Source organism: Streptomyces sp. NPDC014733, assembly GCF_043083385.1.
Lineage (GTDB): Bacteria > Actinomycetota > Actinomycetes > Streptomycetales > Streptomycetaceae > Streptomyces.
The window spans coordinates 215,394-241,858 of the sequence record NZ_JBIBYO010000008.1 but is presented as its reverse complement, the minus strand read 5'-3'; the positions used below and the strand labels follow the sequence as shown (position 1 = coordinate 241,858).

The 26,465-nt window shown below is 74.0% G+C and carries 22 protein-coding genes and 1 tRNA gene; 9 read left to right on the top strand and 14 right to left on the bottom strand.

Annotation, left to right across the window (positions count from 1 at the left end):
* Positions 1 to 14: 14 nt before the first annotated feature.
* Entirely contained in the window at positions 15 to 1,415 is a 1,401-nt protein-coding gene (locus ACF1BH_RS20295; RefSeq protein ID WP_391643969.1) for a tetratricopeptide repeat protein, read from the bottom strand.
* A 243-nt stretch (positions 1,416 to 1,658) separates the two neighbouring features.
* On the opposite strand from ACF1BH_RS20295, the gene ACF1BH_RS20290 reads away from it, so the two are divergent.
* The gene (locus ACF1BH_RS20290) at positions 1,659 to 2,078 is read left to right on the top strand and encodes a hypothetical protein (protein ID WP_391643967.1); all 420 of its coding nucleotides are present in this window, start codon (positions 1,659 to 1,661) and stop codon (positions 2,076 to 2,078) included.
* Between the two features lie 84 nt (positions 2,079 to 2,162).
* On the opposite strand, the gene ACF1BH_RS20285 is transcribed toward ACF1BH_RS20290, so the two are convergent.
* Positions 2,163 to 3,482, bottom strand: a complete 1,320-nt coding sequence (locus ACF1BH_RS20285) for an NAD(P)-binding domain-containing protein (RefSeq protein ID WP_391643965.1) — start codon at positions 3,480 to 3,482, stop codon at positions 2,163 to 2,165.
* A gap of 83 nt (positions 3,483 to 3,565) precedes the next feature.
* Positions 3,566 to 4,744, bottom strand: a complete 1,179-nt coding sequence (locus ACF1BH_RS20280) for a glycosyltransferase (protein ID WP_391643963.1) — start codon at positions 4,742 to 4,744, stop codon at positions 3,566 to 3,568.
* Positions 4,745 to 5,389: 645 nt separating this feature from the next.
* On the opposite strand from ACF1BH_RS20280, the gene ACF1BH_RS20275 reads away from it, so the two are divergent.
* Both ACF1BH_RS20275 and ACF1BH_RS20270 read left to right on the top strand, forming a co-directional pair.
* The gene (locus ACF1BH_RS20275; RefSeq protein ID WP_391643961.1) at positions 5,390 to 5,659 is read left to right on the top strand and encodes a chaplin; all 270 of its coding nucleotides are present in this window, start codon (positions 5,390 to 5,392) and stop codon (positions 5,657 to 5,659) included.
* 213 nt (positions 5,660 to 5,872) lie between these two features.
* Entirely contained in the window at positions 5,873 to 6,733 is an 861-nt protein-coding gene (locus ACF1BH_RS20270; RefSeq protein ID WP_391643959.1) for a spermidine synthase, read from the top strand.
* A 30-nt stretch (positions 6,734 to 6,763) separates the two neighbouring features.
* Here the strand turns inward: ACF1BH_RS20270 and ACF1BH_RS20265 are convergent, their stop codons facing one another.
* Entirely contained in the window at positions 6,764 to 7,345 is a 582-nt protein-coding gene (locus tag ACF1BH_RS20265) for a hypothetical protein (protein ID WP_391644078.1), read from the bottom strand.
* A 122-nt stretch (positions 7,346 to 7,467) separates the two neighbouring features.
* Between ACF1BH_RS20265 and ACF1BH_RS20260 the strand changes: the two genes are divergently transcribed.
* From ACF1BH_RS20260 to ACF1BH_RS20250, 3 genes are all read left to right on the top strand, one after another.
* Positions 7,468 to 8,157 carry a response regulator transcription factor gene (locus tag ACF1BH_RS20260; protein ID WP_391643957.1) on the top strand — a complete coding sequence of 230 codons (690 nt, stop codon included), beginning with the start codon at positions 7,468 to 7,470 and terminating at the stop codon, positions 8,155 to 8,157.
* The gene (locus tag ACF1BH_RS20255; protein ID WP_391643955.1) at positions 8,154 to 9,569 is read left to right on the top strand and encodes an ATP-binding protein; all 1,416 of its coding nucleotides are present in this window, start codon (positions 8,154 to 8,156) and stop codon (positions 9,567 to 9,569) included. The genes ACF1BH_RS20260 and ACF1BH_RS20255 overlap by 4 nt, the downstream gene beginning before the upstream one ends.
* 203 nt (positions 9,570 to 9,772) lie before the next feature.
* The gene (locus tag ACF1BH_RS20250; protein WP_391643953.1) at positions 9,773 to 10,891 is read left to right on the top strand and encodes a chitinase; all 1,119 of its coding nucleotides are present in this window, start codon (positions 9,773 to 9,775) and stop codon (positions 10,889 to 10,891) included.
* A gap of 18 nt (positions 10,892 to 10,909) precedes the next feature.
* Here the strand turns inward: ACF1BH_RS20250 and ACF1BH_RS20245 are convergent, their stop codons facing one another.
* Positions 10,910 to 11,815: a helix-turn-helix domain-containing protein gene (locus ACF1BH_RS20245; RefSeq protein ID WP_391643951.1), complete on the bottom strand. Its 906-nt coding sequence runs from the start codon at positions 11,813 to 11,815 to the stop codon at positions 10,910 to 10,912.
* Between the two features lie 128 nt (positions 11,816 to 11,943).
* Between ACF1BH_RS20245 and ACF1BH_RS20240 the strand changes: the two genes are divergently transcribed.
* Positions 11,944 to 12,594, top strand: coding sequence for an NAD(P)-dependent oxidoreductase (locus tag ACF1BH_RS20240; protein ID WP_391643949.1), 651 nt, complete (start codon positions 11,944 to 11,946; stop codon positions 12,592 to 12,594).
* A gap of 62 nt (positions 12,595 to 12,656) precedes the next feature.
* On the opposite strand, the gene ACF1BH_RS20235 is transcribed toward ACF1BH_RS20240, so the two are convergent.
* From ACF1BH_RS20235 to ACF1BH_RS20220, 4 genes are all read right to left on the bottom strand, one after another.
* Positions 12,657 to 14,012 (bottom strand): alkaline phosphatase, encoded by a 1,356-nt coding sequence (locus tag ACF1BH_RS20235; RefSeq protein ID WP_391643947.1) that lies wholly within the window; start codon positions 14,010 to 14,012, stop codon positions 12,657 to 12,659.
* Between the two features lie 212 nt (positions 14,013 to 14,224).
* Positions 14,225 to 14,300, bottom strand: a tRNA-His gene (locus ACF1BH_RS20230).
* 110 nt (positions 14,301 to 14,410) lie between these two features.
* Complete coding sequence (orn, locus tag ACF1BH_RS20225) at positions 14,411 to 15,028, bottom strand: oligoribonuclease (protein ID WP_345084491.1); 618 nt, start codon at positions 15,026 to 15,028, stop codon at positions 14,411 to 14,413.
* 5 nt (positions 15,029 to 15,033) lie between these two features.
* Positions 15,034 to 16,287: a GlxA family transcriptional regulator gene (locus ACF1BH_RS20220; protein ID WP_391643944.1), complete on the bottom strand. Its 1,254-nt coding sequence runs from the start codon at positions 16,285 to 16,287 to the stop codon at positions 15,034 to 15,036.
* Between the two features lie 918 nt (positions 16,288 to 17,205).
* Here ACF1BH_RS20220 and ACF1BH_RS20215 point away from each other — a divergent pair.
* Positions 17,206 to 17,727, top strand: coding sequence for a universal stress protein (locus ACF1BH_RS20215; protein ID WP_030283209.1), 522 nt, complete (start codon positions 17,206 to 17,208; stop codon positions 17,725 to 17,727).
* Positions 17,728 to 18,158: 431 nt separating this feature from the next.
* On the opposite strand, the gene glmS is transcribed toward ACF1BH_RS20215, so the two are convergent.
* Entirely contained in the window at positions 18,159 to 19,988 is a 1,830-nt protein-coding gene (gene glmS / locus ACF1BH_RS20210; protein ID WP_391643942.1) for a glutamine--fructose-6-phosphate transaminase (isomerizing), read from the bottom strand.
* Between the two features lie 183 nt (positions 19,989 to 20,171).
* Entirely contained in the window at positions 20,172 to 20,471 is a 300-nt protein-coding gene (locus tag ACF1BH_RS20205) for a hypothetical protein (RefSeq protein WP_391643940.1), read from the bottom strand.
* 191 nt (positions 20,472 to 20,662) lie between these two features.
* On the opposite strand from ACF1BH_RS20205, the gene ACF1BH_RS20200 reads away from it, so the two are divergent.
* A complete protein-coding gene (locus ACF1BH_RS20200) occupies positions 20,663 to 22,261 on the top strand; it encodes a beta-N-acetylhexosaminidase (protein WP_391643938.1) in 1,599 nt (532 codons plus the stop codon).
* 65 nt (positions 22,262 to 22,326) lie between these two features.
* On the opposite strand, the gene ACF1BH_RS20195 is transcribed toward ACF1BH_RS20200, so the two are convergent.
* The 3 genes from ACF1BH_RS20195 to ACF1BH_RS20185 are packed head-to-tail and all read right to left on the bottom strand — an operon-like array spanning position 22,327 to position 26,437.
* Positions 22,327 to 23,484, bottom strand: coding sequence for an acyl-CoA dehydrogenase family protein (locus ACF1BH_RS20195; protein WP_391643936.1), 1,158 nt, complete (start codon positions 23,482 to 23,484; stop codon positions 22,327 to 22,329).
* A gap of 5 nt (positions 23,485 to 23,489) precedes the next feature.
* Entirely contained in the window at positions 23,490 to 24,431 is a 942-nt protein-coding gene (locus tag ACF1BH_RS20190; RefSeq protein ID WP_391643934.1) for a hydroxymethylglutaryl-CoA lyase, read from the bottom strand.
* Positions 24,428 to 26,437: a biotin carboxylase N-terminal domain-containing protein gene (locus tag ACF1BH_RS20185; protein ID WP_391643932.1), complete on the bottom strand. Its 2,010-nt coding sequence runs from the start codon at positions 26,435 to 26,437 to the stop codon at positions 24,428 to 24,430. Before ACF1BH_RS20185 ends, ACF1BH_RS20190 begins: the two co-directional genes overlap by 4 nt.
* Positions 26,438 to 26,465 lie beyond the last annotated feature (28 nt).

The window sequence follows — 26,465 nt, the reverse complement described above, 5'->3', positions numbered from 1 at the left end:
GGCCCCGTGGCGGGTCAGCGGATCTGACGGGGCGCCCGGAGCGCCGCGTGCCGTTCCAGGAAGGCGGCGACCTCCGGGAGGGAGCGGCGCGGCCGCAGCGTGCGGGCGGTGGAGTCGAGCATCGCGCGGATCCGTGACGACTTCACCTGACCGAGCAGCCGCAGCGCCCGGCTCCCGGCGGCGCCCGCCTCCTCGGGCGACCCGTCGGCCGCCAGATCGGCCGCCAGCTCCGCCGTGAACAGCGCGATGTTCCGGGTGAAGTGCGGCTTCTGGAGCGCCACCGCACGGCGTGCGTGCGTCGCCGCGCGCCCCCCGTCGCCCAGCGCCGCCCAGCACTGCGCCTCCAGGCCCTCCAACTCGGCCTCCCCGTAGAAGCTCATCCACTCCGGGTCGTGGTCGCCGGGCCCGCTCCCGAAGAACCGCCGGGCCCGGGAGAGCGCGCGCTCGCAGCCGGAGCGGTCGGCGAGCAGCGCCAGCCCGCCCGCCTCCCGCAGCGCCAGCAGCGACCGGAGCCGGGGCGAGGCGAGGTACCGCGCGGCCCGCTGAGCGGCCTGCGCCGCGCGGACCGCCTCGCGCGGGCGTCCGGCGTCCCGGGCGAGGAAGGCGGCGTTGCAGAACGCGTGCGCCTCCAGCGCGGCGTCGGCGCAGACCCGGGCGGTGGCCAGCGCCTCGGCGTAGTGCGAGCGGGCGTCCTCGAAGCGGCCCGAGTCGTGCGCCAGCCAGCCGACGGACAGCGCCAGTTCCCCGGCGCCGCGGTGCAGCCGGTCGGCGACCGCGCTCCGCTCCGCGCCCGCGTCCAGCAGTGCGTAGGCGGAGTGCAGCGGCACCGTCGCGCGGTGGTAGATCTCGTCCGCGCCGTGCCGGTCGTCGAGCAGCCGGATCCGCCGGACCGCGTCCTCCAGGGCGGTGGCCTCGGCGGCGCCGGGACGGCCGCCGGGGGACGGCCGGGGCGCGGGGACGGCGAAGGCGGGTGGGGCGGCGATGCCCAGGGCGGCCGCCGGGCCGCCGGTGATGAACGCGCGACGCAGCACGTCGCTCTCCTCGCAGCTCTGGATACAGGTATCGCGGTGGTCGGGTTCGGGTGCCAGGGGCGCGGCGCTCACCGCCGCCGTACGCGCCCCCCGTCCGCGTACCGCCTCGCGCGCCGCGAAGCCCATGTCGGACAGCGACAGCCCGGGGAACATGTGCCGGAACACGCGCTCGTACGCGTAGTTCGGGCAGCGGATCTCCCCGGACTCGACGCGGCCCACGTAGCGGGCGTCGCACGAGACCTGCTCGCCGATTTCACGGGCGGACCGTCGGACCGCCGCCGCGAACTCGCCCGGCGACAGCTTGCCGCGCAGCTGCCGGAAGGCGGTGTTCGGACGGGCGGGGACGGTGCGGGACGACGCTGAATGCGCTGCTGGCGACGCCATGGCGGACCTCTCCGTGCCCTCTCCGTGCCATCTCTGTGGCGAGGCCGCTTCCTGGCGGAGCGGCGGGACGACCGTACCGACTGTGACGGAACCGATACGGACGGTATGGCTACAAACCGGATATCTCACCCACGATCCGCCATGAACTGCCATCCTTTGCGGCGGTCCGGCGCCGTAGCTGTTGACGGGGCGCACCGTTGGACACGGTGTCGATACCCAGCAGTTCAGGAGGAGGGGTTTTCCGTGCGGAAGTCCGGTGTGGGCGAGGGCGGCACGAGGTGCGCCGGGGCGGGGGCGCCGCCCGATCACGCCCCGTTCTGCGACCTCGTCACGGTGCCCGCCCGGCAGGGACTCGAGGCCGTCGACATCCTGCGGCTGCGCGACGGCGTCGGCCCGGTCCTGCACGACGGCCCCTGCCACACCCTCGGCTTCCTGGTGCCCGCCGGGACCGCCGAACGCTGGGACCTGCCCGGCAGCGCCTGCACCCGGACGTCCGGCCGCGGGTCCGCCGCCGGACGCGGCGCGCCGGAGCCGCCGGTGACCGGGAGCGGCTGGCTGGTGCCGCCCGGGGGCGCGTACGGCGACGCCACCGACCCGGTCGTGCTGCGCGCCGCCCTGGGCGAGGCGGCCCGCACCATCGAGGCCGTCGACCGGTGCCGCTGACACCGGGGCGGAACACCGGAAACGCCCCGGCGCCGCCCGGCGTACGGGGGCGGCACCAGGGCGCGCAGAATCGGTCGTGCGCCGTCAGCCGGCGGGCTGCGCCGCCTCGTCGGCGTACGCCGCGCCGCACGGCGTCCGCTCCCGGGGCGGTGCGGCGGGCGCGGCACGGCCCGGCGCCGGACGCGGGATCGCCAGACTGCCCGGCCCCCGGCCCAGCCGCCGCCGCACCCCGCGCAGCAGCCGCCCCGCGGTGAACGCCGTGCCGTAGACGGAGCGCATCGCCGGGCCGAACGACGCCGCGGCCAGCGGACCCGCGAAGAACAGCCCCGGCCAGGACGATTCGAAGAGCCCGCTCAGCTCGGGCGCCCGGCCGGGCCGCACGGTCCGCAGCCCCTCGCGCACCCGCGGATCGAGCAGCCGCAGCCGCCGCAGATCGGGGACGAACCCGGTCGCCGCGATCACATGCTCGGTCTCCACCACCGTGGACCGGCCGTCGGCGGCGGCCAGTTCGATCCGGACGGCGCCGTCCCCGGGGACCGCGGCGCGCACCCGGTGGCCGGTCAGCACCGGGACGGCGGTCTCGAACCGGTCCCGCAGCCACCAGGCCCCGGCCGGCCGCGGCGGCTGCGCCGCCCCCGGGCCCCGGGCCGCCGCCGGCAGCCACCGCACCGCCCAGGGCAGCTCGGCCCGCAGCCAGTGCGCCCAGCCTGCGCCCAGCCCGCTGTGCGGGGCGCGCAGCGCGGCCGGGAACGGACGGTCCAGGTGCGGCGGCGCGGCCTCCCAGCGGATCCGCCCGGCGCGCGCCACGACCCGGGCCCGCGCGCCCAGTTCGGCCAGCAGCACCGCCGTCTCCAGCGCCGACTGACCGCATCCCACGACGGTCACGTCCCGCCCGGCGAACCCGGACAGATCGCGGTGGTCGCTGCTGTGCGAGGCGAGCGCGGCGGGCAGCCCGTTCAGCGGCTCCGGGCGGCGCGCGAACGGCACCGCGCCCACCGCCAGCGCGACGGTACGGGCCCGGATCCGCTCCCCGTCCGCGCACTCCACCAGGAAGCCGCCGCCGTCCGGCCGCACCGCGGTGACCGCCCGCTCCTCCACCTCCGACGTCACCGCCCGCTCGCCGAACCACCGGCCGTACGCGGTGAACACGGTGCCCGGCAGCGGCACCCCCTCCCGCACCGGGATGCCCGCCTGTGCGCAGTACGCCGCCAGGGTGTGCGTGCCCGCCGGGTCGGACAGGTCCGACGACCAGGGCGCGGAGGTGAGGTACATGCCGCCGGGCATGTGGTCCCGCCACGCGGCCATCGGCCGGCCCAGGACCCGTGGGCGCAGCCCGGCCGCCGCCGCGTGCGCGGCGATCGAGAGTCCGTAGGGGCCGGCGCCCACCACCACGAGGTCGTCCATGGAAGATCCTGCTCCTTCTCGTCGTGCGGTTCTCGTCGGTGCGGCGCCGTACGGGCCGCGGTGCCGGGGTGGTGCCCGGTGCGTCAGCCCGTCAGCGACGGGTCCGACGCGGCCGTCTCCGGGGGCGCGGCGGGCTGCGGCACCCCGCCGCCCGCCGCCGGCGGCCGGTACCCGGCGGCCCGCTCGTGGAGCGCGGCCAGCGCCAGCGCGGCGCGGTCCGCCCCGTGGCGCGCCACCACGGGCGGCGGGGCCAGCCGCCGCGGCGCCACGAGCCGCTCCTCGCGCAGCACGGCGGCCAGCTGATGCGACCGCGCACCGGTGAGCCGGGCCCCGGGCGCCAGCTCCCCGGACAGTCCGTCGAGGGCCGGGCAGCCGGTGTGCACCACCGGCAGCCCCGCGGCCAGCGCCTCCACCGCCGCCGTCCCGAACGCCTGCGCGGGCGCCGGTGCGACGAGGACGTCGAGCGCCGAGAAGAGCGCGGGCAGCCCCGGGTCGCAGTCCGGACCGCCGCCCCCGTGCCAGGCGCCCGGCAGCAGGACGCGGTTGCCCACCCCGAACTGATCGGCGGCCCGCCGCAGCGCCGCCCGCTCCGGCCCGTCCCCGGCCAGCACCAGCCGGGCGCCGGGCACCTGTGACACCGCGCGGATCAGTACGTCGAAGCGTTTGCCGGGCACCAGCCGCCCGGCGCCCCCGACCACGAACGCGTCGTCCGCAAGGCCCAGCCGGGCGCGGACCGCCGCGCGGGCGGCCGGGTCGTACCGGAAGGCGTCCGCATCCACCCCCGGGGTGAGCGTCTCGATGCGCTCCCCGGGGACGCCCAGACGGCGCAGCCGGTCGGCGACGGGCTCCGAGACGGCCACCGTCGCCGTGCCCAGCCGCTCGGTGCGCCGGTAGCGGGCGCGGGCACGGCGGGTCAGCGGACGGCCGTCGATCTCCGTCGCGCCCAGGGTGTGGGCGGTGGCGACGACACCGCGGACACCGGCCAGCCGGGCGGCGATCCGGCCCGTGACGCAGGCGCGGTAGCGGTGGGTGTGGACCACGTCGTAGCGGCCGCGCCGGATCAGCCGGACGAGCCGGGGCAGACCGGGCGGCCCGTCCAGGGTGAGGACGGACCCGCCGTCGGCGCGGATGCCGTCGCCGACCGGTCCGTCGCCGCTCAGGCTGACGACGTCGCAGCGGTACGGCAGCCGGCGCAGCATCAGCCGCAGCTGCTGCTCGGCGCCGCCCACCTCCAGTCCGGTGACGAGGTGCAGGACTTTCACCGGTTACCTCCTTACGGGCCCGGGGGCCTCTGGGCGGGTCTCATGGGGCGGTGGGCGGTGACCACGGCGCACCGTGCTTTTCCGGTGCGCCGGCCGGGGTGCTGCTTTTCCCTTTCCCGGCATTTCCCTCGGGCCGTTCCGAGGGAATCCGGAGCCATTCGGCGGCGGGTGGCGGACCGTGCCGCCGAATGGCTCCGGCCGTGCGCTTTCCGTGTGGCGGCAGCGGTGGAAAGCGCACCGTCTCCGGGGTGACGGAAAGGGCGCGGGACGCCGGAATCACCGGAGACGCATCCGGCGCCGCGAGGGGTCCGGCGGGCGGAATTCCGGGGAATCGCGGTGTGTACGCCGCCGCACGGTCTCCCCGGAATTCCCGGGCCCCGCGGATCGGACTGCGGGGCATGACGTCCTCCTGACCGGCAGCTGCCGAACAGGAATGCACTCTGACAGAGAGTCCCCTGCCGCACCGGGCGGCACGCCGGACGGCGAGCGGGGATACGGCACCGGGGCGATCCCCGCAACCGCGGCCACCGGGGCTGTCTTCCATAAGGATGAACGTTTCTCCCTGACGGTGGAATGCCCGCATCTCCGCGCGATCCCGGTCGTTGGATGCGTTGTCCCATTCGCCACAAGGAAAGGAAACGGGCGATGAAGCGGATCGTCACGTCGGCTGTTCTGGCCACCGCCAGCTGCGCACTCGTGATCGGCGGCGCGGGGATTTCCTCCGCCACCGACGGCGGTCACGAAGGCGGCCACGACGGCGCGACCGCCGTCGGCGTTGCCACGCACTCGCCGGGCGTGCTGAGCGGAGACAACATCCTGATTCCGGTTGATGTCCCGGTGCTCGTCTGCGGTGACAGCATCAATCTGGTGGGGCTGCTCAACCCGGCTTTCGGGAACAAGTGCGCCGTCAAGTGACCCGGCTGCCGGCCGTGGAGCTTTCCCGGTCGGGACCGCGCGGGTGAGAGCGGGCCGCCGCGACTTCGGTCGTGGCGGCCCGCCCACGGTGCGGGGCCGTGCCGGCGGCCGGGCCGTGGCGCCCCCCACGCGCCCGTCCCGCCCCGCCCTGACCTGCGCGGATGCCGCGCCCCGGCCGTGATGCCCCGGTGGACCGGCCGCCATACTGGGAGCATGGCGAAGAGCAGACGCGGGCGCGGCGGCGCGGAATCCGTGGTGGAGACGGTGGACGGCGGTACCGCCGAGCTGCGGCCCGACCGCGACCGGCCACGGGCCCGGACCCTGCTGATCGACGGCGCCCCGCAGTCCTTCGTCGACCTCGACGCCCCCGACCACCTCGACTTCTCCTACCAGCGGCGCCTGGGCCACGCCGCCGACCTGGTGGCGCCCCCGGGCAAGCCGCTGCACGCCGTCCACCTCGGCGGCGGCGCCCTCACGCTCGCCCGTTACGTCGCGGCGACCCGGCCCCGCTCCACCCAGCAGGTCGTGGAGATCGATGCGCCGCTGGTCCAACTGGTGCGCCGGGAGCTGCCGTTGGAGAGCGGCTGGCGCATCCGGGTGCGCGGCGGCGACGCCCGGGAACAACTGGCCAAGGTCCCCGACGGCTGGGCCGACCTGATCATCGCCGACGTCTTCCGCGGCGCCCGTACGCCCGCCCATCTGACCAGCACCGAGTTCGTCACCGAGGTCCGGCGGGCGCTGGCGGACGGCGGCTGGTACGCGGCGAACATCGCCGACGGGCCGCCGCTGCGGTTCCTGCGCGGTCAGATCGCCACCGCGGGCGCCGTCTTCCCGGAGCTGGCGCTCACCGCCGACCCGGCCGTCCTGCGCGGCAAGCGGTTCGGCAACGCCGTCCTGCTCGCCGCCGCACACCCGCTGCCGGTCGCCGAGCTGACCCGGCGCGCGGCGAGCGACCCGCAGACCGGACGCGTCGAACACGGCCGCGCCCTGCGGGACTTCACCGGCGGCGCGGCCCCCGTCACCGACGCCACGGCCGTCGCCTCCCCGCAGCCGCCGCCGGACGCGTTCGTCTGAGAGGAACGGCGGCGGGCGCCGGGTGGCCCCTCACTCCACCCGGCTGCTGCGCCGCCGGCTGCTCTCGCTGATCTGCACCACCGGCGGATGACCGTCCCAGGTGCACCGGACCGTGGCGTGCCGGTCGCCCCCGCCGCCGGTGAACTCCACCCGGATCAGGGCGTCCTGCTTCCACACCTGCATCTCCCAGCCCGCCTCCGGCGTCGCCGACACCAGCTGCGCCGAGTCGGGCCGCAGATCCAGCACCACCCGGCCGCCGGACGTCGTGAAGCTCTTGACGGTGCCGCCGCTGTCCACCGGTACGGACGTCTGCGGCGGCGAAGGCCGGTCGCTGGTGGCCGCGTTCCCGGTGGGGGCGGGTGGCGCGGCGTGCGTCGGCGTCGGCGACGGCGAGGCGGTGGTCGCCGTGGGGGAGGGCTTGGGGCGGTGCGTGGAGGACGACTGCGGGGCGGCCGTCTCCGCCGAGGGCGCGGCCGCCGCCGAGAGCGGGACCGCACGCGGCGGGTCGTACGCCGAACCGGAGAGCACGGCGTGCACCCCGAACCAGGAGAGCGCGACCGCGCCGCCGGTCGCCAGCGTCCATGCCCCCGTGTGCATCAGCCCGCGCCGCATCCGGCTCATCCCCGCACCACCACCCGCCCCGCGCCCGCTCTCGTCCACCCGGCCCGCGGCGCCACCGGGCAGGCGTCAACTTCGCGCCGGACGATACCCCCGGATGGCGTACGGTGCCGCCCATGGCAAGTGTGCTCGTCGTCGAGGACGACCCGTTCGTCCGCTCGGCCCTCATCCGGCATCTGACCGAGGCGTCCCACACCGTACGGAGCGTGGGCACCGCCCTGGAGGCGCTGCGGGAGGTGGCCCACATCGGTTTCGACGTGGTCGTCCTCGATCTCGGACTGCCCGATCTGGACGGCGCCGAGGCCCTGAAGATGCTGCGCGGCGTCACCGACGTCCCCGTGATCATCGCCACCGCCCGGGACGACGAGGCCGAGATCGTCCGGCTGCTGAACGACGGCGCCGACGACTACCTGACGAAACCCTTCTCGGTCGAGCACCTCTCGGCCCGGATGGCGGCCGTGCTGCGCCGCTCGCGCGCGGGCGGCACGGCGGAGGCACCGTCACGGCAGGTGCGGGTCGGCGGCCTCGCCATCGACCCGCTGCGCCGCGAGGCCACGCTCGACGGCGCCGTACTCGACCTGACCCGCCGCGAGTTCGACCTGCTGGCCTTCCTGGCCGAACGCCCCGGCGTCGTCGCCTCGCGCAAGGAACTCCTCGCCGAGGTCTGGCAGCAGTCCTACGGTGACGACCAGACCATCGACGTCCATCTCTCCTGGCTGCGGCGGAAGCTGGGGGAGACCGCCGCCCGGCCCCGCTATCTGCACACCCTGCGCGGGGTGGGCGTGAAGCTGGAGCCGCCGCGGTGAGATGGGCCCTGGTGAAGGTGGCGCTGGCGGTCACCGCGATGGTGGTGGTCGCCTTCGCCGTGCCGCTGGGCCTGGTCGTCAAGGAGATGGCACGCGACCGGGCGTTCTCCAACGCCGAACGGCAGGCAGCCACCATCGGCCCCGTCCTCGCCATCACCACCGACCGCACCCAGCTCGAACGCGCCCTCGCCAGCGCCGAGACCGGCCCCGGCGGCCGGATCGGCGTCCACGTCCCCGGCGACGGCAAGGGCGCCCGGCCGGTCGGCATCGGCTTCCGCCGCGCCTCGGACCGCGACGTCGCCTCCGTCGTCGCCCTCGGCCGCGCCTCCATCGCCCCCGTCCGCGGCGGCTCCTCGCTGCTCCAGCCGACGGCGGTGGCGACCGGCGTCGCCGTCGTCGAGGTGTACGTCCCGGACGCCGCGCTCGGCAACGGCGTCGCCACGTCCTGGCTGGTTCTCTCCGGCGTCGGCCTGGCGCTGATCATCGGCTCGGTCGCGGTCGCCGACCGGCTCGGCACCCGGATGGTGCGCGCCGCGAAACGGCTGGCCGGGGCCGCGCACCGGCTGGGCACCGGCGAACTCGGGGTCCGCGTACCGGAGGAGGGCCCCAAGGAGCTGCGGTCGGCCGCCACCGCCTTCAACTCCATGGCCGACCAGGTCGTCCAGCTCCTCGCCAACGAACGCGAGCTGGCCGCCGACCTCTCCCACCGGCTGCGCACCCCGCTCACCGTCCTCCGGCTGAACGCCGCCTCGCTCGGCGACGGCCCGGCCGCCGAGCACACCCGGGCCGCCGTCGAACAGCTGGAGCGCGAGGTCGACCAGATCATCCGCACCGCCCGGGAGCAGAAGTCGCACTCCCAGAAGGCGGCGGCCACCGCCGGGTGCGACGCCGCCGAGGTGATCCGCGAGCGGATGGCGTTCTGGTCGGCGCTGGCCGAGGACGAGGGCCGCACCGTCCGGGTGGCGGGCGCCCACCGCCCGCTGCGCGTCCCGGTGGCCCGCCCCGATCTGGCCGCCGCGCTGGACGCGATGCTCGGCAACGTCTTCCGGCACACCCCCGAGGGCACCGCCTTCGCCGTCGACGTACACCACGCCGGGCCGGCCGGGAACGCCGTCATCGTGCTGGTCTCGGATGCCGGCCCCGGCATCGACGACCCGGACGCCGCGCTGCGCCGCGGCCACTCCGGCGGCGGCGACGGCTCCACCGGCCTGGGCCTGGACATCGTCCGCCGGCTCGCCGAGTCGACCGGCGGCGACATCCGCATCGGCCGCTCCGTCCTGGGCGGCACCGAGATCCGCGTCTGGCTCGCCCTCGACGGCCACGGCCCGCCCGGCGCCCCCCACCACATCGGTACGCACCGCCTCCGCCGCCGCCTCCCGCTCCGGGGACGCCGTAAGGGGAAGACGGGCTGAGGGGCGGCTCAAGGGGGCGCATCCGCCGTGCGCCGGGGAGCGTCCCGCGTCGACTCCCCCGCCCCCCTCAACCACCCTTTCCCCGCCCGCGCACCGGGCATGACCCCTTCAACTCCCGTACCGTTCCCCTCGTTTGCCCGGTCCGCCCCGACGCCTCGCACCCCACCACCGTCCCCGCCCGCGACGACAGGCAGGTGTACGCCATGAGCTCCCCGGTCCCACGCCGCCGTACGAGCCGCTCGGCCAAGCTGTTCTCGGCCGGTGCGGCCGTCGCGGCCACCGCCGGTGCCGCGTTCGCCGCCGTCGTCCCCGCCCCGCCCGGCCACGCCCCGCACCACGCCACGCCCAGGGCCCGCGGGCCCGAGGCGACCGGGACGGCCGGCGCCCCCACGGCGCCCCCCACGCCCGGGAGACCCGCCCGCCGGACCACCGCCGCCTTCTCCCCGTACGTCGACACCTCGCTCACCCCGGTCCCCGACCTCCTCGGTACGGCGCGCCGGACCGGCGTCGACCACTTCACCCTCGCCTTCCTCACCTCCGACGGCGGCTGCGACCCGGCCTGGGGCGGCGACGGCGCCCTGGACGAGGACCCCGTCGCGCGGCAGATCGACGGTCTGCGGGCGGCCGGCGGCGACGTCCGGGTCTCCTTCGGCGGCGCCGACGGCTCCGAACTCGCCCGGGTCTGCGACTCGTCCGACGCCCTCGCCGCGGCCTACGCCAAGGCCGTCGACCGCTACCGGCTCACCGCCGTCGACCTCGACATCGAAGGCGGCGCCCTGGCCGACACCGCGGCCACCACCCGCCGCGCCCGCGCCCTCGCCCGCCTCCAGCGCGGCCACCCCGGTCTGGACGTCTCCCTCACCCTGCCGGCCACGCCCGACGGCCTCACCGAGGACGGCGTACGCCTCGTCGCGAACGCGCGGCGCCACGGCGTCACCGTCTCCACCGTCAACGTCATGGCGATGGACTACGGCGCCTCCTACGGCGGCGACATGGGCCGCTACGCGATCCGCGCGGCCACCGCCACCCAGGCCCAGCTGAAGGACGCCCTCGGGCTCGACGACGCGGCCGCCTGGCGGGCCGTCGCCGTCACCCCGATGATCGGTGTCAACGACGTCCGGACCGAGACCTTCACCCCCGACGACGCCGCCGAACTCGTGGCCTTCGCCCGCCGCAGACACCTGGGCGGCCTGTCCCTGTGGTCCGCCGGCCGCGACCGCCCCTGCCCCGGCGGCCCCCGCCGTTCCGCGTCGCCCACCTGTAGCTCCGTCGACCAGCGCCCACTCGACTTCACCAGGGCGTTCGCCGGGTACACCGGCTGACCGCACCGGCCCGGCGCGCTACCCGGTGACCGCCGCGCCGCTCCGTACCGCCTCCCGGAACGCGGCCGGGGTGGTGCCGGCGTGCCGCTGGAAGAACTTGGTGAAGTTGGCGGCGTCGGCGAAGCCCAGCCGGCCGGCGATGGCGGCGGCCGAGCCGTCGCCGTGCGCCAGCAGCCGCTTCGCCTCCAGGACCACCCGCCGGTCGATGAACTCCTTCGCGCCGATCCCGGCCGTCGCCTCCGTCGCCCGCGACAGCGTCCGCGGCGCGTACCCGAGCGCCCGCGCGTAGTCCGCCACCTGACGGCTGTGCGCGAAATCCCGCTCCACCGCGTCCCGGAACCGCAGGAACGTCGCCCCCGCCGCGCACTCCGCGTCCGCCGCGGGCACCTCCGGATGCGCCACCCGCAGCACGAGGACGGCCAGCAGATGCCGCAGCACGTCCAGGTGGGCCGCCCACGGCAGCCCGGCCCGCTCCCCGAACTCCTCGTGCAGCTGGTGCAGCGCCGCCCGCGTCCGCGTTGCCGCCGCGCCCTCGGGGTGCCGGACGGCCGGGCCGTACCAGTCCTCGATCCGGGCCGCGGCCGCCGTCGCCGGATCCAGGAACCCGGGCTCGAACAGCACCAGCAGCCCCTCCGCCCGCGACAGGTCACCGAAGTGCTGCACCTGCCCGGGGCGCGACCACAGCCAGTCGCCGGGGCCGACGGTGTGCTCCCGGAAGTCGACGGTGTGGTGCAGCCGCCCGTGCTCGACGGTGAGCAGATGGTGGAAGCCGGGCCGGTGCGGGGTGGCCAGCCGGCAGGCGTCGGCCCGCTCGCGCAGCTCGGCGAGGGTCATCACCTCGACCCCGGACGGCCGCCCGGCCGGCGCGGAGAACGCCACCTCCGGAATCTCCCGCCCGACCGCGCTCTCCCGATCCTGTCGCATTTTCACCACCACGCGTCCCATGTCCACCGCGATCCACGCACCTGACGGTCCTAGCGTAGAAGACGTCGGCCCCGCCGATGACGGAAAACGGAAGCCCGCCCCGGATGCGGCAGACCCCAGGAGAGACCATGTCCACGCTCGCGATCTTCGGCGCCAACGGCACCATCGGCAGCCGCATCGTCCAGGAGGCCCTCCGCCGCGGCCACCAGGTCACCGCGGTCGTCCGCGACCCCGCCAAGCTCACCCTCACCGACCCGAACCTGACCGTCACCACCGGCGACGTCCTCGACCCGGCGTCCGTCGCGCAGGTCGCCGCCGGGCAGGACGCCGTGATCAGCGCGGTCGGCGGCGGCGACGGCCCCGGCCACATCGCCACCATCAAGCCCGCCGCGGAGGCGCTCGTCGCCGGGCTGCGCACCCTCGGTGACGCGGCCCCCCGGCTGCTGACCGTCGGCGGCGCCGGTTCCCTGCGCAAGCCGGACGGCACCCAGGTCTGGGACGCCGAGGGCCTGCCCGAGTTCCTGCTCCAGATCATGCACGCGCACGGCGACGCGCTGGACTTCTACCGCACCGTCTCCGACGTCCGCTGGACCAACCTCAGCCCCGCCGCCACCATCGAGCCCGGCGAGCGCACCGGCGGCTACCGCACCGCCACCGACGACCTCGTCGTCGCGGCGGACGGCAGCAGCCGCATCTCCGCCGAGGACTACGCGGTCGCCCTCCTAGACGAGATCGAGCAGCCGCGGCACACCGGCGAGCGTTTCACCGTCGGCTACTGACCGTCGCGCACACGACGGGAGGGGGAGACCGGACGCCGGTCTCCCCCTCCCGTCCGTGCAGGTCAGCGCAGTCCCATGGCCTCACGCAGCGTGCTGAACAGATCCGTCTGGTTGGTGACGCCCAGAACCTGGTACGCCTTCGGGCCCTGCGCCGCGATCCGCACCTCGGTGCCGGTGTGCTCCTGGGACTCACCGGGCGGGTTGGTCCCGTAGTTGACCTTCAGCTGCTGCCCCTCGTCGGTGACGAGCGTGGAGGTCAGCCCGGGCGGCGCCGCCTCCAGCGGGACGATCTGGCTGGAGTGGCCGTGGTCGGCGGTGGTCACCACGAGCGTGTCGGGGTGCTTGGCCGCGTAGTCCCGGGCGACCTTGACGGCACGGTCGAACGCGGCGGTCTCACCGATCTGCCCGCACGGGTCCGCCGCGTGGTCCTGCTTGTCGATCGAGGCGCCCTCGATCTGGAGGAAGAAGCCCTTCTTGGCGTGCTTCTGCTTCGCCTCCAGCAGCTGGATGGCCTTCGTCGCGGAGTCGGCGAGGCTCGGCGTGGCGCCGGGACGGTTCGGGTTGGAGGTCACGCAGCGCTGCGGGTCGGTGCCGCCCTGCGCCGCCGGCTTACCGGTCCACTCGGTGGGCACATTGCCCGGCGCGAAGAGCCCGAGCACCGGCTTGCCCGGCTTGACCGCCTTCATCGACGCGTCGTCCGTGACGACCTGGTAGCCCAGCTTCTGCGCCTGCCCGGTGACCGTCAGACCCTTGTACCGGCCGTCGGTCACCTTCTGGTCGAACCGCTGCTTGCCGCCGCCGAAGAGGACGTCGACCTTGTGGTTCACGGACTGCTCGGCGACCGAACCGGGCCCACCGCCCGCCACCGCGTCGGTCGGGCACTTGGCCATGTCGGCCGGTCCCTGGCAGGAGCGGTCGGTGACGTGCGAGGCGAGCACCGCGGGCGTGGCGTCGGTGAGTTCGGCGGTGGTGACGGAGCCCGTCGCGTAGCCGCCCCGCTGCGCCAGCTCCAGGATCGTCGGCACCGCCTTGTCGGTGTCCGGCGTCTTGGAGATCCGCCCGTTCACCGTCTTGTGCCCGGTCGCCCACCCCGAACCGCTCGCCGCCGAGTCGGTCACGTAGTCCGGGGTCCCGTCCTTGTGCACGGAGTACGTGGTGTACGCGCCGGTGAGCGGGAAGCGGTCCATGTTGAGCCGGCCGTTCGCGCCGACGGTGTAGTCGCGGGCGAGCGTGATCTCCGAGTCGCCCATGCCGTCACCGATCAGCAGGATGACGTTCTTCGCCTTCCCGCCCTTGATGGCCTGCTGGGCCTGCTGCTTGGTGTCGGAGGCGCCGGCGGCGGTGGTGACGGCCACGGTGGCGGTGGTCGCGGCCACCAGGGCGGCACCGATCATGAGGTGGCGACGGGGTCTGGGCATGGAACGGCTCCTCGAAAGCCTCGTGGGGCGGGTGACGACGAGACGTACACCACCAGCCGTCGGTGAAGCGCCGGTGACGCTCAGGCGATCTCACTGCTTCCGGGACATGACACACGGAAGTGAGGGGCGGGCGCCGTGTTCCCGCGGTGCACCCACGCACGAGGAAATGCGAGAGGCCCGACCTGTTTTCACAGATCGGGCCTCTGCCTTGCTGGGGTGAGTAACGGGACTCGAACCCGCGACATCCTGGACCACAACCAGGTGCTCTACCAGCTGAGCTATACCCACCATGGCCGGTGCTTGTGTGGTTCCTTTTCCCCACCGGCTGAGAAAAAGTGTACAGGGTCCGAAGGAGTGCTCGCTCCCGGCTTTCGCCGTGCCGGGAGCGAGCTACGTCACTACGGCGTGGCCGGGGCCACGGGCGGCACCACGTGCTTGGCCGCGAGGGCCTTCGCGGTGTCGGAGTCCGGGCCGGGCTGCGGCACGAAGACCGCCTCCCGGTAGTAGCGCAACTCCGCGATGGATTCACGGATGTCGGCCAGCGCCCGGTGGTTGCCGCTCTTGTCCGGACTGTTGAAGTACGCCCGCGGATACCAGCGCCGGGCCAGCTCCTTCACCGACGACACATCGACGATCCGGTAGTGCAGATAGTTCTCCAGCGTCGGCATGTCGCGGTGCAGGAAGCCCCGGTCGGTGCCGACGGAGTTGCCGCACAGCGGCGCCTTGCCGGCCTCCGGCACGTGCTGACGGATGTACGCCAGCACCTGCTCCTGGGCGTCCTCCAGCGTCGTGCCGCCGTCCAGCTCGTCCAGCAGTCCGGAGGCGGTGTGCATCTCGCGCACCACCTCCGGCATGGTGGCCAGCGCCTCGGCGGGCGGCCGGATCACCACATCCACGCCGTCGCCGAGTACGTTCAGCTCCGAGTCGGTGACCAGGGCGGCCACCTCGATGAGCGCGTCGGTCGCCAGCGAGAGACCGGTCATCTCGCAGTCGATCCACACCATGCGATCGTTCATACGGCTCACCCTACGGGGCGCTCACGCTGGCTGGGCAGCACGGGGCGCCCGGCGCCCCGCCCGACCGGTGGCTCCGGAAGGCGTGCCGCATAGGCGTCCGACTGCGGTTTACCGGCGTCCGGGTCGGCGGTGGCCAGCGCCGCGGCCGGATTGGCCAGCGCCGCGAACCGGTCGCCCACCGCGGCCGCCCGCTCGCTCCGCTCCGCCCGCAGCCCGCCCTCGGGCGCACCACCCTGCGGCCGCCGGGCCCGGTACGCCGCGCGGTACGCCGCGGGCGAGGCACCCAGCTGTCGCCGGAAGTGGCCGCGCAGGGCGACCGGCGAACGGAAACCGCAGCGCCCCGCGACCTCGTCGACCGAGTAGTCGGAGGTCTCCAGCAGCCGCTGGGCCTGGAGGACCCGCTGCGTGATCAGCCACTGGAGAGGGGCGCTCCCGGTCAGGGAGCGGAAGCGCCGGTCGAAGGTGCGACGGCTCATGTAGGCGCGGGCCGCCAGCGTCTCCACGTCGAACTGCTCGTGGAGGTGCTCCAGCGCCCAGGCGACGACCTCGGCGAGCGGGTCCGCGCCGATCTCCTCCGGTAAAGACCTGTCCAGGTAGCGCTGGTGCCCGAGGTCGGCCGCGGTACGGCGGGGCGGTACGACCAGCCGGCGGGCCAGTGCGTTCGCCGCGTCCGCGCCGTGGTCGCTGCGCACGATGTGCAGGCACAGGTCGATACCGGCCGCCGTCCCCGCGGAGGTGAGCACATCGCCGTCGTCGACGAAGAGTTCACGCGGGTCCACATGGACGGACGGGTAACGCTTGGCGAGCGTCGGTGCGTACATCCAGTGGGTGGTGGCCGGGCGGCCGTCGAGCAGTCCGGCCGCGGCGAGGACGAACGCCCCCGTGCACAGCCCGACGATCCGGGCCCCCTCCTCGTGCGCGCGGCGCAGCGCGTCGAGTGCCGCGGGCGGCGGGGCCTGGGTGATGGAGCGCCAGGCCGGTACGACGACCGTCCCGGCCCGGGCGATGGCTTCCAGCCCGTAGGGAGCGGACAGTTCCAGCCCCCCGGTCGTGCGCAAAGGCGCTTCTTCGCCCGCGCACACAAGCAATCGGTATCGGGGAACGCCCGCGTCCTGGCGGTCGATTCCGAAGACCGAGAGCGGTATGGAGCTCTCGAAAATGGGGCCGCCGCTGAAGAGGAGCACCGCGACTATTTCGCGGCGTCGTCGGGCAGCGAGCTTGCGTGCGGGATCTGGTACGGCAGCGGAGTCCTGGCTCATGGCACTTAAGCCCCCCTCGGTCGTCTCGCCCTCTCGGTACTGCACAGCTCCCCCGCCATAACTACCAAGATCGAATCTACTGTGTCCCGTGAGGATGGCGTGCCAAGTTCACCACCCGCTGGTATGTCGATATGGCAACTTGGCGCGAAGCATTCGATCACGAAGCGTTCCACTCGTCGGGCCTCCAGGGAAAGTGCGCGTCTCGGCTCTGCCCGTTCGCAGTAGGGCACAACCATGCCGAGCGGTCCTTTCCGCCCTGCTCACGCCGGGGTTGGGGGGTGGTCGGACCAAGGTGGTGATCCGGACCCCAAGTTGGCTGAAAACGGTTGGGTCAGGGGTTGTGCGCTCCCAATTCGAGCCCTGCGTACGTGTCGGAACACCCTGTGCTTCCCTGCGCCCCCGTCCGCTTACGTCCCGCTCTGTCCTGATGTGGGGCGGTCGTCACGCCAGCCCCAGGGGTTACGGCCGGGGTGTGGTCCCGGCGACCGTCGGGCCGCGTGGACCAGGGGGTGCCGCCGGGCGCCCGGCGCCGGCGGAAGGGTCCCCTCCGGGTGGCGGTCCGGGGCCCCGCGGGCGGCGCGGATGGCCGGAGAACGCCACACGCGTCCCAGGGGGTACGTACGGGGGCAGGCCGGGGCATTGCCATCCGGGCCCGGCTCCGGCATGCTCCGGGGGACCGTTCGAGGGGGAACCCCGCCCCGTGCGGGCGCTCTGCCGCCTCCGCGGCCTTCTGGGCAGTGGAGGAGTGGCGCCGTACTCTTGGGGTAAAGCCTTGGGAAGATGATTCCCGGTCGTATCGTTCTTCGTTGAACTAAGACGTCGGCCCCTCGATCGGGTCAGCTCAGTCAACTGCCGGATCAAGTCACACGCCGTCCCCCGTTCGCCCCTCCGCAAGAGGACGTCCTCGCCGAGACATCAATGGCCGGTCACGAATTTCCCGAACCCGCGCACCGCAAGCAGGTGGCCGACCCGCTGGCCGACCTCCGGGCGGCGGAAGAGGCGCACCATCCCTGTGATCCCGCGTTCCGGCACGGCGTCGTCGTCGGCTTCGACGGATCCATGTCGAGCGAACGGGCGTTGGCGTATGCAATCGGTATGGCACGGCGACTCGGCTCGGGCCTGATCATCGTGCATGTCGCCAACAGACTGCCGACGACCGTGTGGGCGGGGTGTGAACCACCCGTCTTCGTGGACGTCCCCGACCACCGCACCGAGGTGCTGGGCCTGGAGCTGGCCTGCGCCGACCATCTCTCCGAGGTGCCCTGGATCCTCGTCGAGCGCGGCGGGGACATCTGCCACGAGTTGGAGGAGGTCGGCCGGGAGTACGAGGCCGACGGCATCGTGGTGGGCTCCACCCACGGGATCGTGGGGCGGATCTTCGGCTCCGTCGCGGGCCGTCTGGCGCGCCGCGCGCAGCGCCCGGTCATCGTCGTCCCCTGAGCGTCAAGGGCCCGCCCGCCGGGCCCTTCTACGCCGCCCGGCGCGCCCGTACGGCGTGTGCGGCGCCCCTGTGTGCCCCCTGTGCGGCCCCGTTCCGCCGCTGCCCCCGCACGCCCGTGTGCGGCTCCCCGGTACGCGTCCGGATCTCCCCGGAGTGTGCACAGTTGCGGGGGAGACATGGGGATTGCGGGCAGTCGTGAGATCAACTGCCGTACCGAGGTGGATTGTGACGGTGTGACGGGTAGATACCGGTCGGACGCGACGGCCGTCCGGGCAGGTCCCGGGCGTGTCAGGAGCGTGCCGCCGACCGGGAGATGACGGTTGACCGGTGTGGTGGCATCCGCCGGCGTATGGGCGACGCCGGCAGCAGGGGAGGCGGCGGCTCCGTGCGGCGTGGTGGCACGCACGGAGCCGTCGGCCGCCCCGTCGGACTACTCCACGGTCACGGACTTGGCGAGGTTGCGCGGCTTGTCGATGTCGCGGCCGAGCGCGAGCGCCGTGTGGTGGGCGAGCAGCTGGAGCGGGATGCCCATCAGGATCGGGTCCAGCTCCGGCTCGTTCTTCGGCACCACGATCGTGTGGTCGGCCTTCTCCTGCTCCTGGTGGGCGACGGCGAGGATGCGGCCGCTGCGGGCCTTGATCTCCTCCAGCGCGGCGCGGTTCTTCTCCAGCAGGTCGTCGTCCGGCACGATCGCGACGGTCGGCATCGCGGGCTCGATGAGCGCCAGCGGGCCGTGCTTCAGCTCCGAGGCCGGGTACGCCTCGGCGTGGATGTACGAGACCTCCTTGAGCTTCAGGGACGCCTCGCGGGCCACCGGGTAGCCGCGCACCCGGCCGATGAACATCATCGACTTGGCGTCGGCGTAGTGCGCCGAGAGCTTCTTGATGTCCTCCTCGCCCTTGAGGATCTCGTCGATCTGGCCGGGCAGCTTCCGCAGCCCCTCGATGATCCGCTTGCCGTCCGCGACCGACAGGTCCCGGATCCGGCCCAGGTGCAGGGCGAGCAGCGCGAAGGAGACCACCATGTTGGTGAAGCACTTGGTGGAGACCACGCAGACCTCCGGGCCCGCGTGCACGTAGATGCCGCCGTCGGTCTCCCGGGCGATCGCCGAGCCGACCACGTTGACCAGGCCCAGCACCCGGGCGCCCTTGCGCTTGAGCTCCTGGACGGCGGCCAGCACGTCGTAGGTCTCGCCGGACTGGGAGACGGCCACGTAGAGGGTGTCGGGGTCCACGACCGGGTTGCGGTAGCGGAACTCGGAGGCCGGTTCGGCGTCCGAGGGGATGCGGGCCAGCTCCTCGATCATCTGGGCGCCGATCTGACCGGCGTGGTACGAGGTGCCGCAGCCCAGGATCTTCACCCGGCGCACCGCGCGCGCCGCACGGGCGTCGAGGTTGAGACCGCCGAGGTGGACGGTGGCGAAACGGTCGTCGATCCGGCCGCGCAGCGCCCGGTCCACCGCCTCCGCCTGCTCGGAGATCTCCTTGTGCATGTACGTGTCGTGGCCGCCCAGGTCGTACGACTCGGCCGCGTACTCGACGGTCTCCGGCGTCGCCGTCGTGCGCGAGCCCTCGGTGGTGTACGTGCGGTAGTCGTCGGCCTTGAGGGTGGCCATCTCGCCGTCGTCGAGGGTGACGACCTGGCGGGTGTGCGAGACAAGGGCGGCGACGTCGGAGGAGACGAACATCTCGTGCTCGCCGATGCCGAGGACGACCGGGGAGCCGTTGCGGGCAACGACGATGCGGTCGGGGAAGGCGGCGTGCAGCACCGCGATGCCGTAGGTGCCCTCGATGTGCCGCAGCGCCTCGCGGACCTTCTCCTCCAGCGTCTCGGCGGTGGAGCGGCCGATGAGGTGGGCGAGGACCTCGGTGTCGGTCTCGGAGGCGAATTCCACGCCGTCGGCGGTCAGCTTGGCGCGTAGGTCGGAGGCGTTGTCGATGATGCCGTTGTGGACGACCGCGACCTCGCCGGTGACGTCCACGTGCGGGTGGGCGTTCTCGTCGGTCGGCGCGCCGTGCGTGGCCCAGCGGGTGTGGGCGATGCCCGTGGTGCCCTGGAAGCGCTTGGGCAGCCGGGACTCCAGCTCCCGCACCCGGCCCTTGGCCTTGGCGGTCTTCAGGCCGCCGGCGGACTTGCCGGACGCCTTGGCGTGGATGGCGATGCCCGCGGAGTCGTAGCCCCGGTACTCCAACCGCTGCAGCCCTTCCAGCAGCAGCGGCGCGACATCGCGCTTACCGATGTATCCGACGATTCCGCACATGGGGTGGGCCTCCTGGGTGACGTGGTGACGGGCCGCGCGGCGCGCGCCGTGGGGCGGTGCCGGTGCGCGACGGCCGCGCGGGTGATGACGTAGGAGCGGACAAACGGAACGGAAAGGTGGTGGGGCATGGGCGGCGGGACGGTGCCGGGGGGCCGGTCGGTGTCTCCGGCGGGTGCGGCGCGGTCAGCCGTAGACCATGCGGCGGAGCTGGCGGGCCGTGAGATCCGGTGGGGTCACGGCGCGGTGCGGCAGCTCCTGCCGGATGCGCTCGAAGATCGCGTCGTTGCGCAGCCCCTGGAACTGCAGCTCGCGGTGGCGGCGGCGGACGAACGCCTCCGTCGTCTCGTCGAAGTACGCGAGCACGTCCAGCACCACCCGGGTGGCCTCACCGCGCTGCAGCGGTGTGCTGCGCACCAGGTGGTCCACCAGGTCGTCGTGGGGGGCGGGACGGGTGTCCACGCCGCGGGCAGGGGGTTCGAGCACGGGTCGATACTGCGGGGGAGCGGAGAGTTTCGCAAGAATCCTGCCCGATATCGGGCAAGGTCGTGGCGAAAGTGCCGGAGATTGGCCCATACCTTGACCTGGAAGGGGGCTCGCGGTACGCATGGTGACCGTTCGGTCGCTCCATGCCATGTTCGACATGCCATGCACGATGCTCGCCGAAGGGATCGTCGATGAGACGACGCAGACTCCTCTGTTCCCTGCTGCTGGTGACCGCCGCCGGGATGGCCACCGCAGCCGCCCCGCCGCCGGCCGCCGCGGCACCCGCCGCCACCCCGCTCGACCGGGTCGTCCCCGCCCCCGCCGCGGTACACCCCGGCGGGGACCCGTACACGCTCGGCGACCGGACCACGATCCGGGTGCCGGGCGGTGGCGCCGAGGCCCGGCAGGTCGCCGGGTACCTCGCCGGGCTGCTCCGCCCCGCCACCGGTTTCGCGCTGCCCGTCACCACCCGCTCCGGGTCGGACGGCATCGTTCTCAGGCTCGGCGGGCGGGACACCGCGAAGCTCGGCGCCGAGGGATACCGGCTGGAGTCCGGGCCCCGCTCCGTCACCGTCCGCGCGGCCCGTCCCGCCGGGCTCTTCCACGGCGTCCAGACGCTGCGTCAGCTGCTGCCGCCGTCCGTCGAGCGCCGCACCGAGCAGCCCGGCGCCTGGCGGATCGCCGGCGGCACCGTCACCGACACCCCGCGCTACGGCTACCGCGCCGCGATGCTCGACGTCTCCCGGCACTTCTTCGGCGTCCAGCAGGTCAAGCGGTACATCGACCAGCTCGCCCTGTACAAGATCAACACCCTCCATCTGCACCTCTCCGACGACCAGGGCTGGCGCATCGCGATCGACTCCTGGCCCAAGCTCACCTCGCACGGCGGCAGCACCCAGGTCGGCGGCGGGCGCGGCGGCTTCTACACCAAGGCGGACTACCGCGAGATCGTGAAGTACGCCGCGAGCCGGTATCTCACCGTCGTCCCGGAGATCGACATGCCGGGCCACACCAACGCCGCGCTCTCCTCGTACGCGGAGCTGAACTGCGACGGCAAGGCGCCGCCCCTCTACACCGGCACCGACGTCGGCTTCAGCTCGCTGTGTGTGCCGAAGAAGAAGACGTACGACTTCGTCGACGATGTCGTACGGGAGCTGGCCGCGATGACTCCGGGCCGCTATCTCCACATCGGCGGCGACGAGGCCCACTCCACCAGCCATGACGACTACGTTGCCTTCATGGACAAGGTGCAGCCGGTCGTCGCGAAGTACGGCAAGACCGCCATCGGCTGGCACCAGCTGGCCGGCGCGCACCCGGCGAAGGGCGCCGTCGCGCAGTACTGGGGCTACGACGCGACCTCCGCCGACGAGCGGAAGGAGGTCACCGAGGCCGCCGCGCACGGCACCCGGCTGATCCTCTCGCCCGCCGACCGCTCGTACCTCGACATGAAGTACGACAAGAACACCCCGCTGGGGCTGGCCTGGGCCGGTTACGTCAGCGTGCAGCGCTCCTACGACTGGGACCCGGCCACCTATCTGCCGGGCGTCCCCAAGGGCGGGGTGCTGGGGGTGGAGGCGCCGCTGTGGACGGAGACGCTGTCGACGCCCGCGCATCTGGAGTACATGGCCTTCCCCCGGCTGCCCGGCATCGCCGAGCTGGGCTGGTCCCCGGCGTCGAGCCACGACTGGGCGCGCTACCGCACCCGGCTCGCCGCCCAGGGCCCGCGCTGGGACGCCATGGGCATCGGCTACTACCGCTCACCGGAGGTGCCCTGGCCGGGGCAGTCCTGAGCTGAGCTGACGCACGGGAGCGGCGGGCGGCCGGTGACGGCCCGCCCGCCGCTCCTCAGATGCCGTCAGCCGACGCCCAGCTCCCGGGCGATCAGCATCCGCTGGACCTCGCTGGTGCCCTCGCCGATCTCCAGGATCTTGGAGTCCCGCCACATCCGGGCGACCGGGTACTCGTTCATGAAGCCGTAGCCGCCGTGGATCTGGGTGGCCTCGCGGGCGTTGGTGACCGCGATCTCCGAGGAGTACAGCTTCGCCAGCGCCGCCTCCTTCTTGAACCGCTCGCCGCGCACCATCCGGGAGGCCGCGTCCCGCCACGCCAGCCGCGCGGTGTACGCCCGCATCTCCATGTCGGCGAGCTTGAACTGGATGGCCTGGTTGCTGCCGATCGGCTTGCCGAACGCGTGCCGCTCGCGGGCGTACTTCACCGACTCGTCGACACAGCCCTGGGCGAGACCGGTGGCGAGCGCGGCGATGGCGATCCGGCCCTCGTCGAGGATGCGCAGGAACTGCGCGTAGCCGCGGCCCTCCTCGCCGACCAGGTTGGCCAGCGGCACCCGCACGTCGGTGAAGGACAGCTCGCGGGTGTCCGAGGCGTTCCAGCCGACCTTGGAGTACGGGGCGGCGACGGTGAAGCCGGGGGTGCCGGACGGGACGATGATCGCGGAGATCTCCGGGCGGCCGTCCGGCTTGCGGCCGGTGACGGCGGTGACGGTGACCAGACCGGTGATGTCCGTACCGGAGTTGGTGATGAAGCACTTGGAGCCGTTGATCACCCAGGAGTCGCCGTCGCGGACCGCGGTGGTACGGGTGCCGCCCGCGTCGGAGCCGCCGTCCGGCTCGGTCAGCCCGAACGCGCCGAGCATCTCACCGGTGCAGAGCTTGGGCAGCCACTCCCGCTTCTGCTCCTCCGTACCGAAGAGGTACAGCGGCATCGCGCCCAGCGACACCCCGGCCTCCAGGGTGATCGCCACCGAGGAGTCGACCCGCGCCAGCTCCTCCAGCGCGATGCCGAGCGCGAGGTAGTCGCCGCCCATCCCGCCGTACTCCTCGGGGAACGGCAGCCCGAACAGGCCCATCCGGCCCATCTCACGGACTATCGGGTACGGGAAGGCGTGCTGCTCGTAGTACTCGCCGATCTGCGGGGCGACGACGTCGTGCGCGAACGCCTCGACCGTGCGCCGGAGTTCTTCCAGCTCGTCGGGGAGACGGTGGTCCAGGGACATGGGTGTCACTCCTTGTGGGAGAGGGCGCGGACGGTACGGGACGGGCTCGGCCGCCCGAGGGCTTCGGCCATCCACACGCTGGTGGCGGTGAGGGCGGTGAGGTCGACGCCGGTGTCGATGCCGAGGCCGTGCAGCATCCACACGAGGTCCTCGGTGGCGAGGTTGCCGGTGGCGGACTTCGCGTACGGGCAGCCGCCGAGGCCGCCCGCGGAGGCGTCCACGGTGGTGACGCCGTGCTCCAGCGCCGCCAGGGTGTTGGCGAGCGCCTGTCCGTAGGTGTCGTGGAAGTGCACACCGATCCGGTCGGTCGCCACGTCCGCGCCGTTCAGGGCGGTCAGCAGCGCCCGGACGTGGCCGGGGGTGGCGACGCCGATGGTGTCGCCCAGGCTGAGTTCGTCGCACCCCATGTCGAGCAGCGCCCGGCAGACCCGCACCACCTGCGGGAGCGGCACCGGGCCCTCCCAGGGGTCCCCGAAGCACATCGACAGATAGCCGCGGACCCGCACCCCGGCCTCCTTCGACCGCGCGACGACCGGCGCGAACATCGCGAGCGCCTCGTCGACGGTGCGGTTGAGGTTGGCCTTGGCGAACGACTCGGTGGCGCTGGCGAAGACCGCGACCGACCGGGCCCCGAGCGCCAGCGCCCGGTCCAGCCCGCGGTCGTTGGGGACCAGCACCGGCAGCGTCGCCGCGTCCAGATCGTCCAGCCTGCCGAACAGCTCCTCGGCGTCGGCGAGCTGCGGCACCCAGCGCGGGTGGACGAAGCTGGTCGCCTCGACGACGGGCAGCCCGGCGGCGGCGAGGCGGTGCACGAACTCCGCCTTGACCTCGGTCGGCACCACCGTCTTCTCGTTCTGGAGGCCGTCGCGGGCGCCGACCTCGTGGATGCGTACGCGCGCGGGCAGCCCCTGCGCGGGCACCGTCATGGGAAGTCCGGAAGCCGTCATCGCGCCTGCTCCTCCTCGCTGTCGGGTGCGGGCTCCGCCTCGTGCGGGTCGACCACGGCCAGCACCTGGTCCATGGCGACGGTGGTGCCGGGCGTCACATCGAGGGCGGTGACGGTCCCGGCGTGCGGGGCGGCGATGACGTGCTCCATCTTCATCGCCTCCACCACCAGCAGCCCCTGGCCCGCCCGCACCTCCTCGCCGACGGCGACCTTGACGACGGTGACGGTGCCGGGCATCGGCGCGGTCAGCGCGTCGGCGCCGTGCCCGCCGGCCGCGCCGAGCAGCGCGGCCGCCACCGGGTCGTGGTCGGTGACGTGCCAGGAGTCGCCGTCGCGGCCCAGCCAGTCGCCCGCGCGGTGGAAGGTGTGCACCACACCGTCGACGGTGACCCGCACGGTGTCCGCCGTCACCTCGGCGCCGTCCGTGCCGGGCGCCACGTCCCGGGCGACCGGCTCCTGCCCGGGCAGCCTGAGCCAGTGCCGCACCGGCGCCGCCTCGCCGCCCAGCCGGAAGCCGCTCGGTACGCCGAACGGGTCGCACCAGCCGCCGTCCGCCGCCGGCTCCAGCGCCGCCTGCCGGACCGCCGCGGCCGCCGCGTACACCTCGTCCGGCACCCCCTCCGGCACCAGCGAGGCGGCTTCCCGCTCGACCAGCCCGGTGTCCAGCTCACCGCTCACCACGTCGGGGTGGGCCAGCAGCCGTCGCAGGAACCCGGCGTTGGTGGTGACCCCGAGGGTGACGGTCTCCGCGAGCGCGGCCCGCAGGGCGCGCAGCGCCGCCGCCCGGTCCGGGCCGTACGCGATGACCTTGGAGAGCATCGGGTCGTACCGGCTGCCGACCTCCGCGTCCTGGAGGAGGCCGGAGTCGGTGCGGACCGCGTCCCCCTGGGGCTCGCGCAGCAGGTGGACGGTGCCGCCGGTGGGCAGGAAGTCGCGGGCCGGGTCCTCGGCGCAGATCCGGGCCTCGACCGCGTGCCCGGCGAAACCGATGTCGTCCTGGGTGAAGGGGAGTTCCTCACCCGCGGCGATCCGCAGCTGCCAGGCGACGAGGTCGAGGCCGCGCTCCCCGCCGATGCTCACGGTCAGCTCGGTGACCGGGTGCTCGACCTGGAGGCGGGTGTTCATCTCCATGAAGTAGTGGGCCGAGGGGTCCTTGCCGGGGACGATGAACTCGACGGTCCCGGCGCCGCGGTAGCCGCAGGAGCGGGCCGCGCGGACCGCCGCCTCGCCCATCGCGGCGCGGGTCGCCTCGTCGAGCAGCACCGACGGCGCCTCCTCGATCACCTTCTGGTGGCGCCGCTGGAGGGAGCACTCGCGCTCGCCGAGGTGGACGACGTTGCCGTGCCCGTCGGCGAGGACCTGGATCTCGATGTGCCGGGGCCGGTCGATCCACCGCTCGACCAGGAGCGTGTCGTCCCCGAAGGAGCCGCGGGCCTCACGGCGGGCGGCGGCGATCTCCTCGTCGAGCCGGGCCGCGTCCCGCACCAGCCGCATGCCCTTGCCGCCGCCGCCCGCCGACGGCTTGAGCAGTACGGGCATGCCGATCTCGCGGGCGGCGGCGGCCAGTTCGGCGTCGGTCAGCCCGCTGCCGGAGGAGCCGGGGACGACCGGCACCCCGGCCGCCCGGACCGTCTCCTTGGCGCGGATCTTGTCGCCCATCAGCTCGATGGCGGCGGCGGACGGGCCGAGGAAGACCAGCCCGGCGTCCGCGCAGGCGGCGGCGAACGCGGCGTTCTCGGCGAGGAAGCCGTAGCCGGGGTGGACGGCCTGCGCGCCGGTGCGGGCCGCCGCCGCCAGCAGCCGCTCGGCGCAGAGATAGCTCTCGGCGGCGGGCGCGGGCCCGATCCGGACGGCGGTGTCGGCCTCCCGCACGTGCCGGGCGCCGGCGTCCGCGTCGCTGAAGACGGCGACGGAACGGATGCCGAGCGCGCGCAGGGTGCGGATGATGCGGACCGCGATCTCGCCGCGGTTGGCGACCAGCACGGTGTCGAACATGGTGGTGGGCATGGCCTTCGAAGTCCCTCTCGTGTGCGGC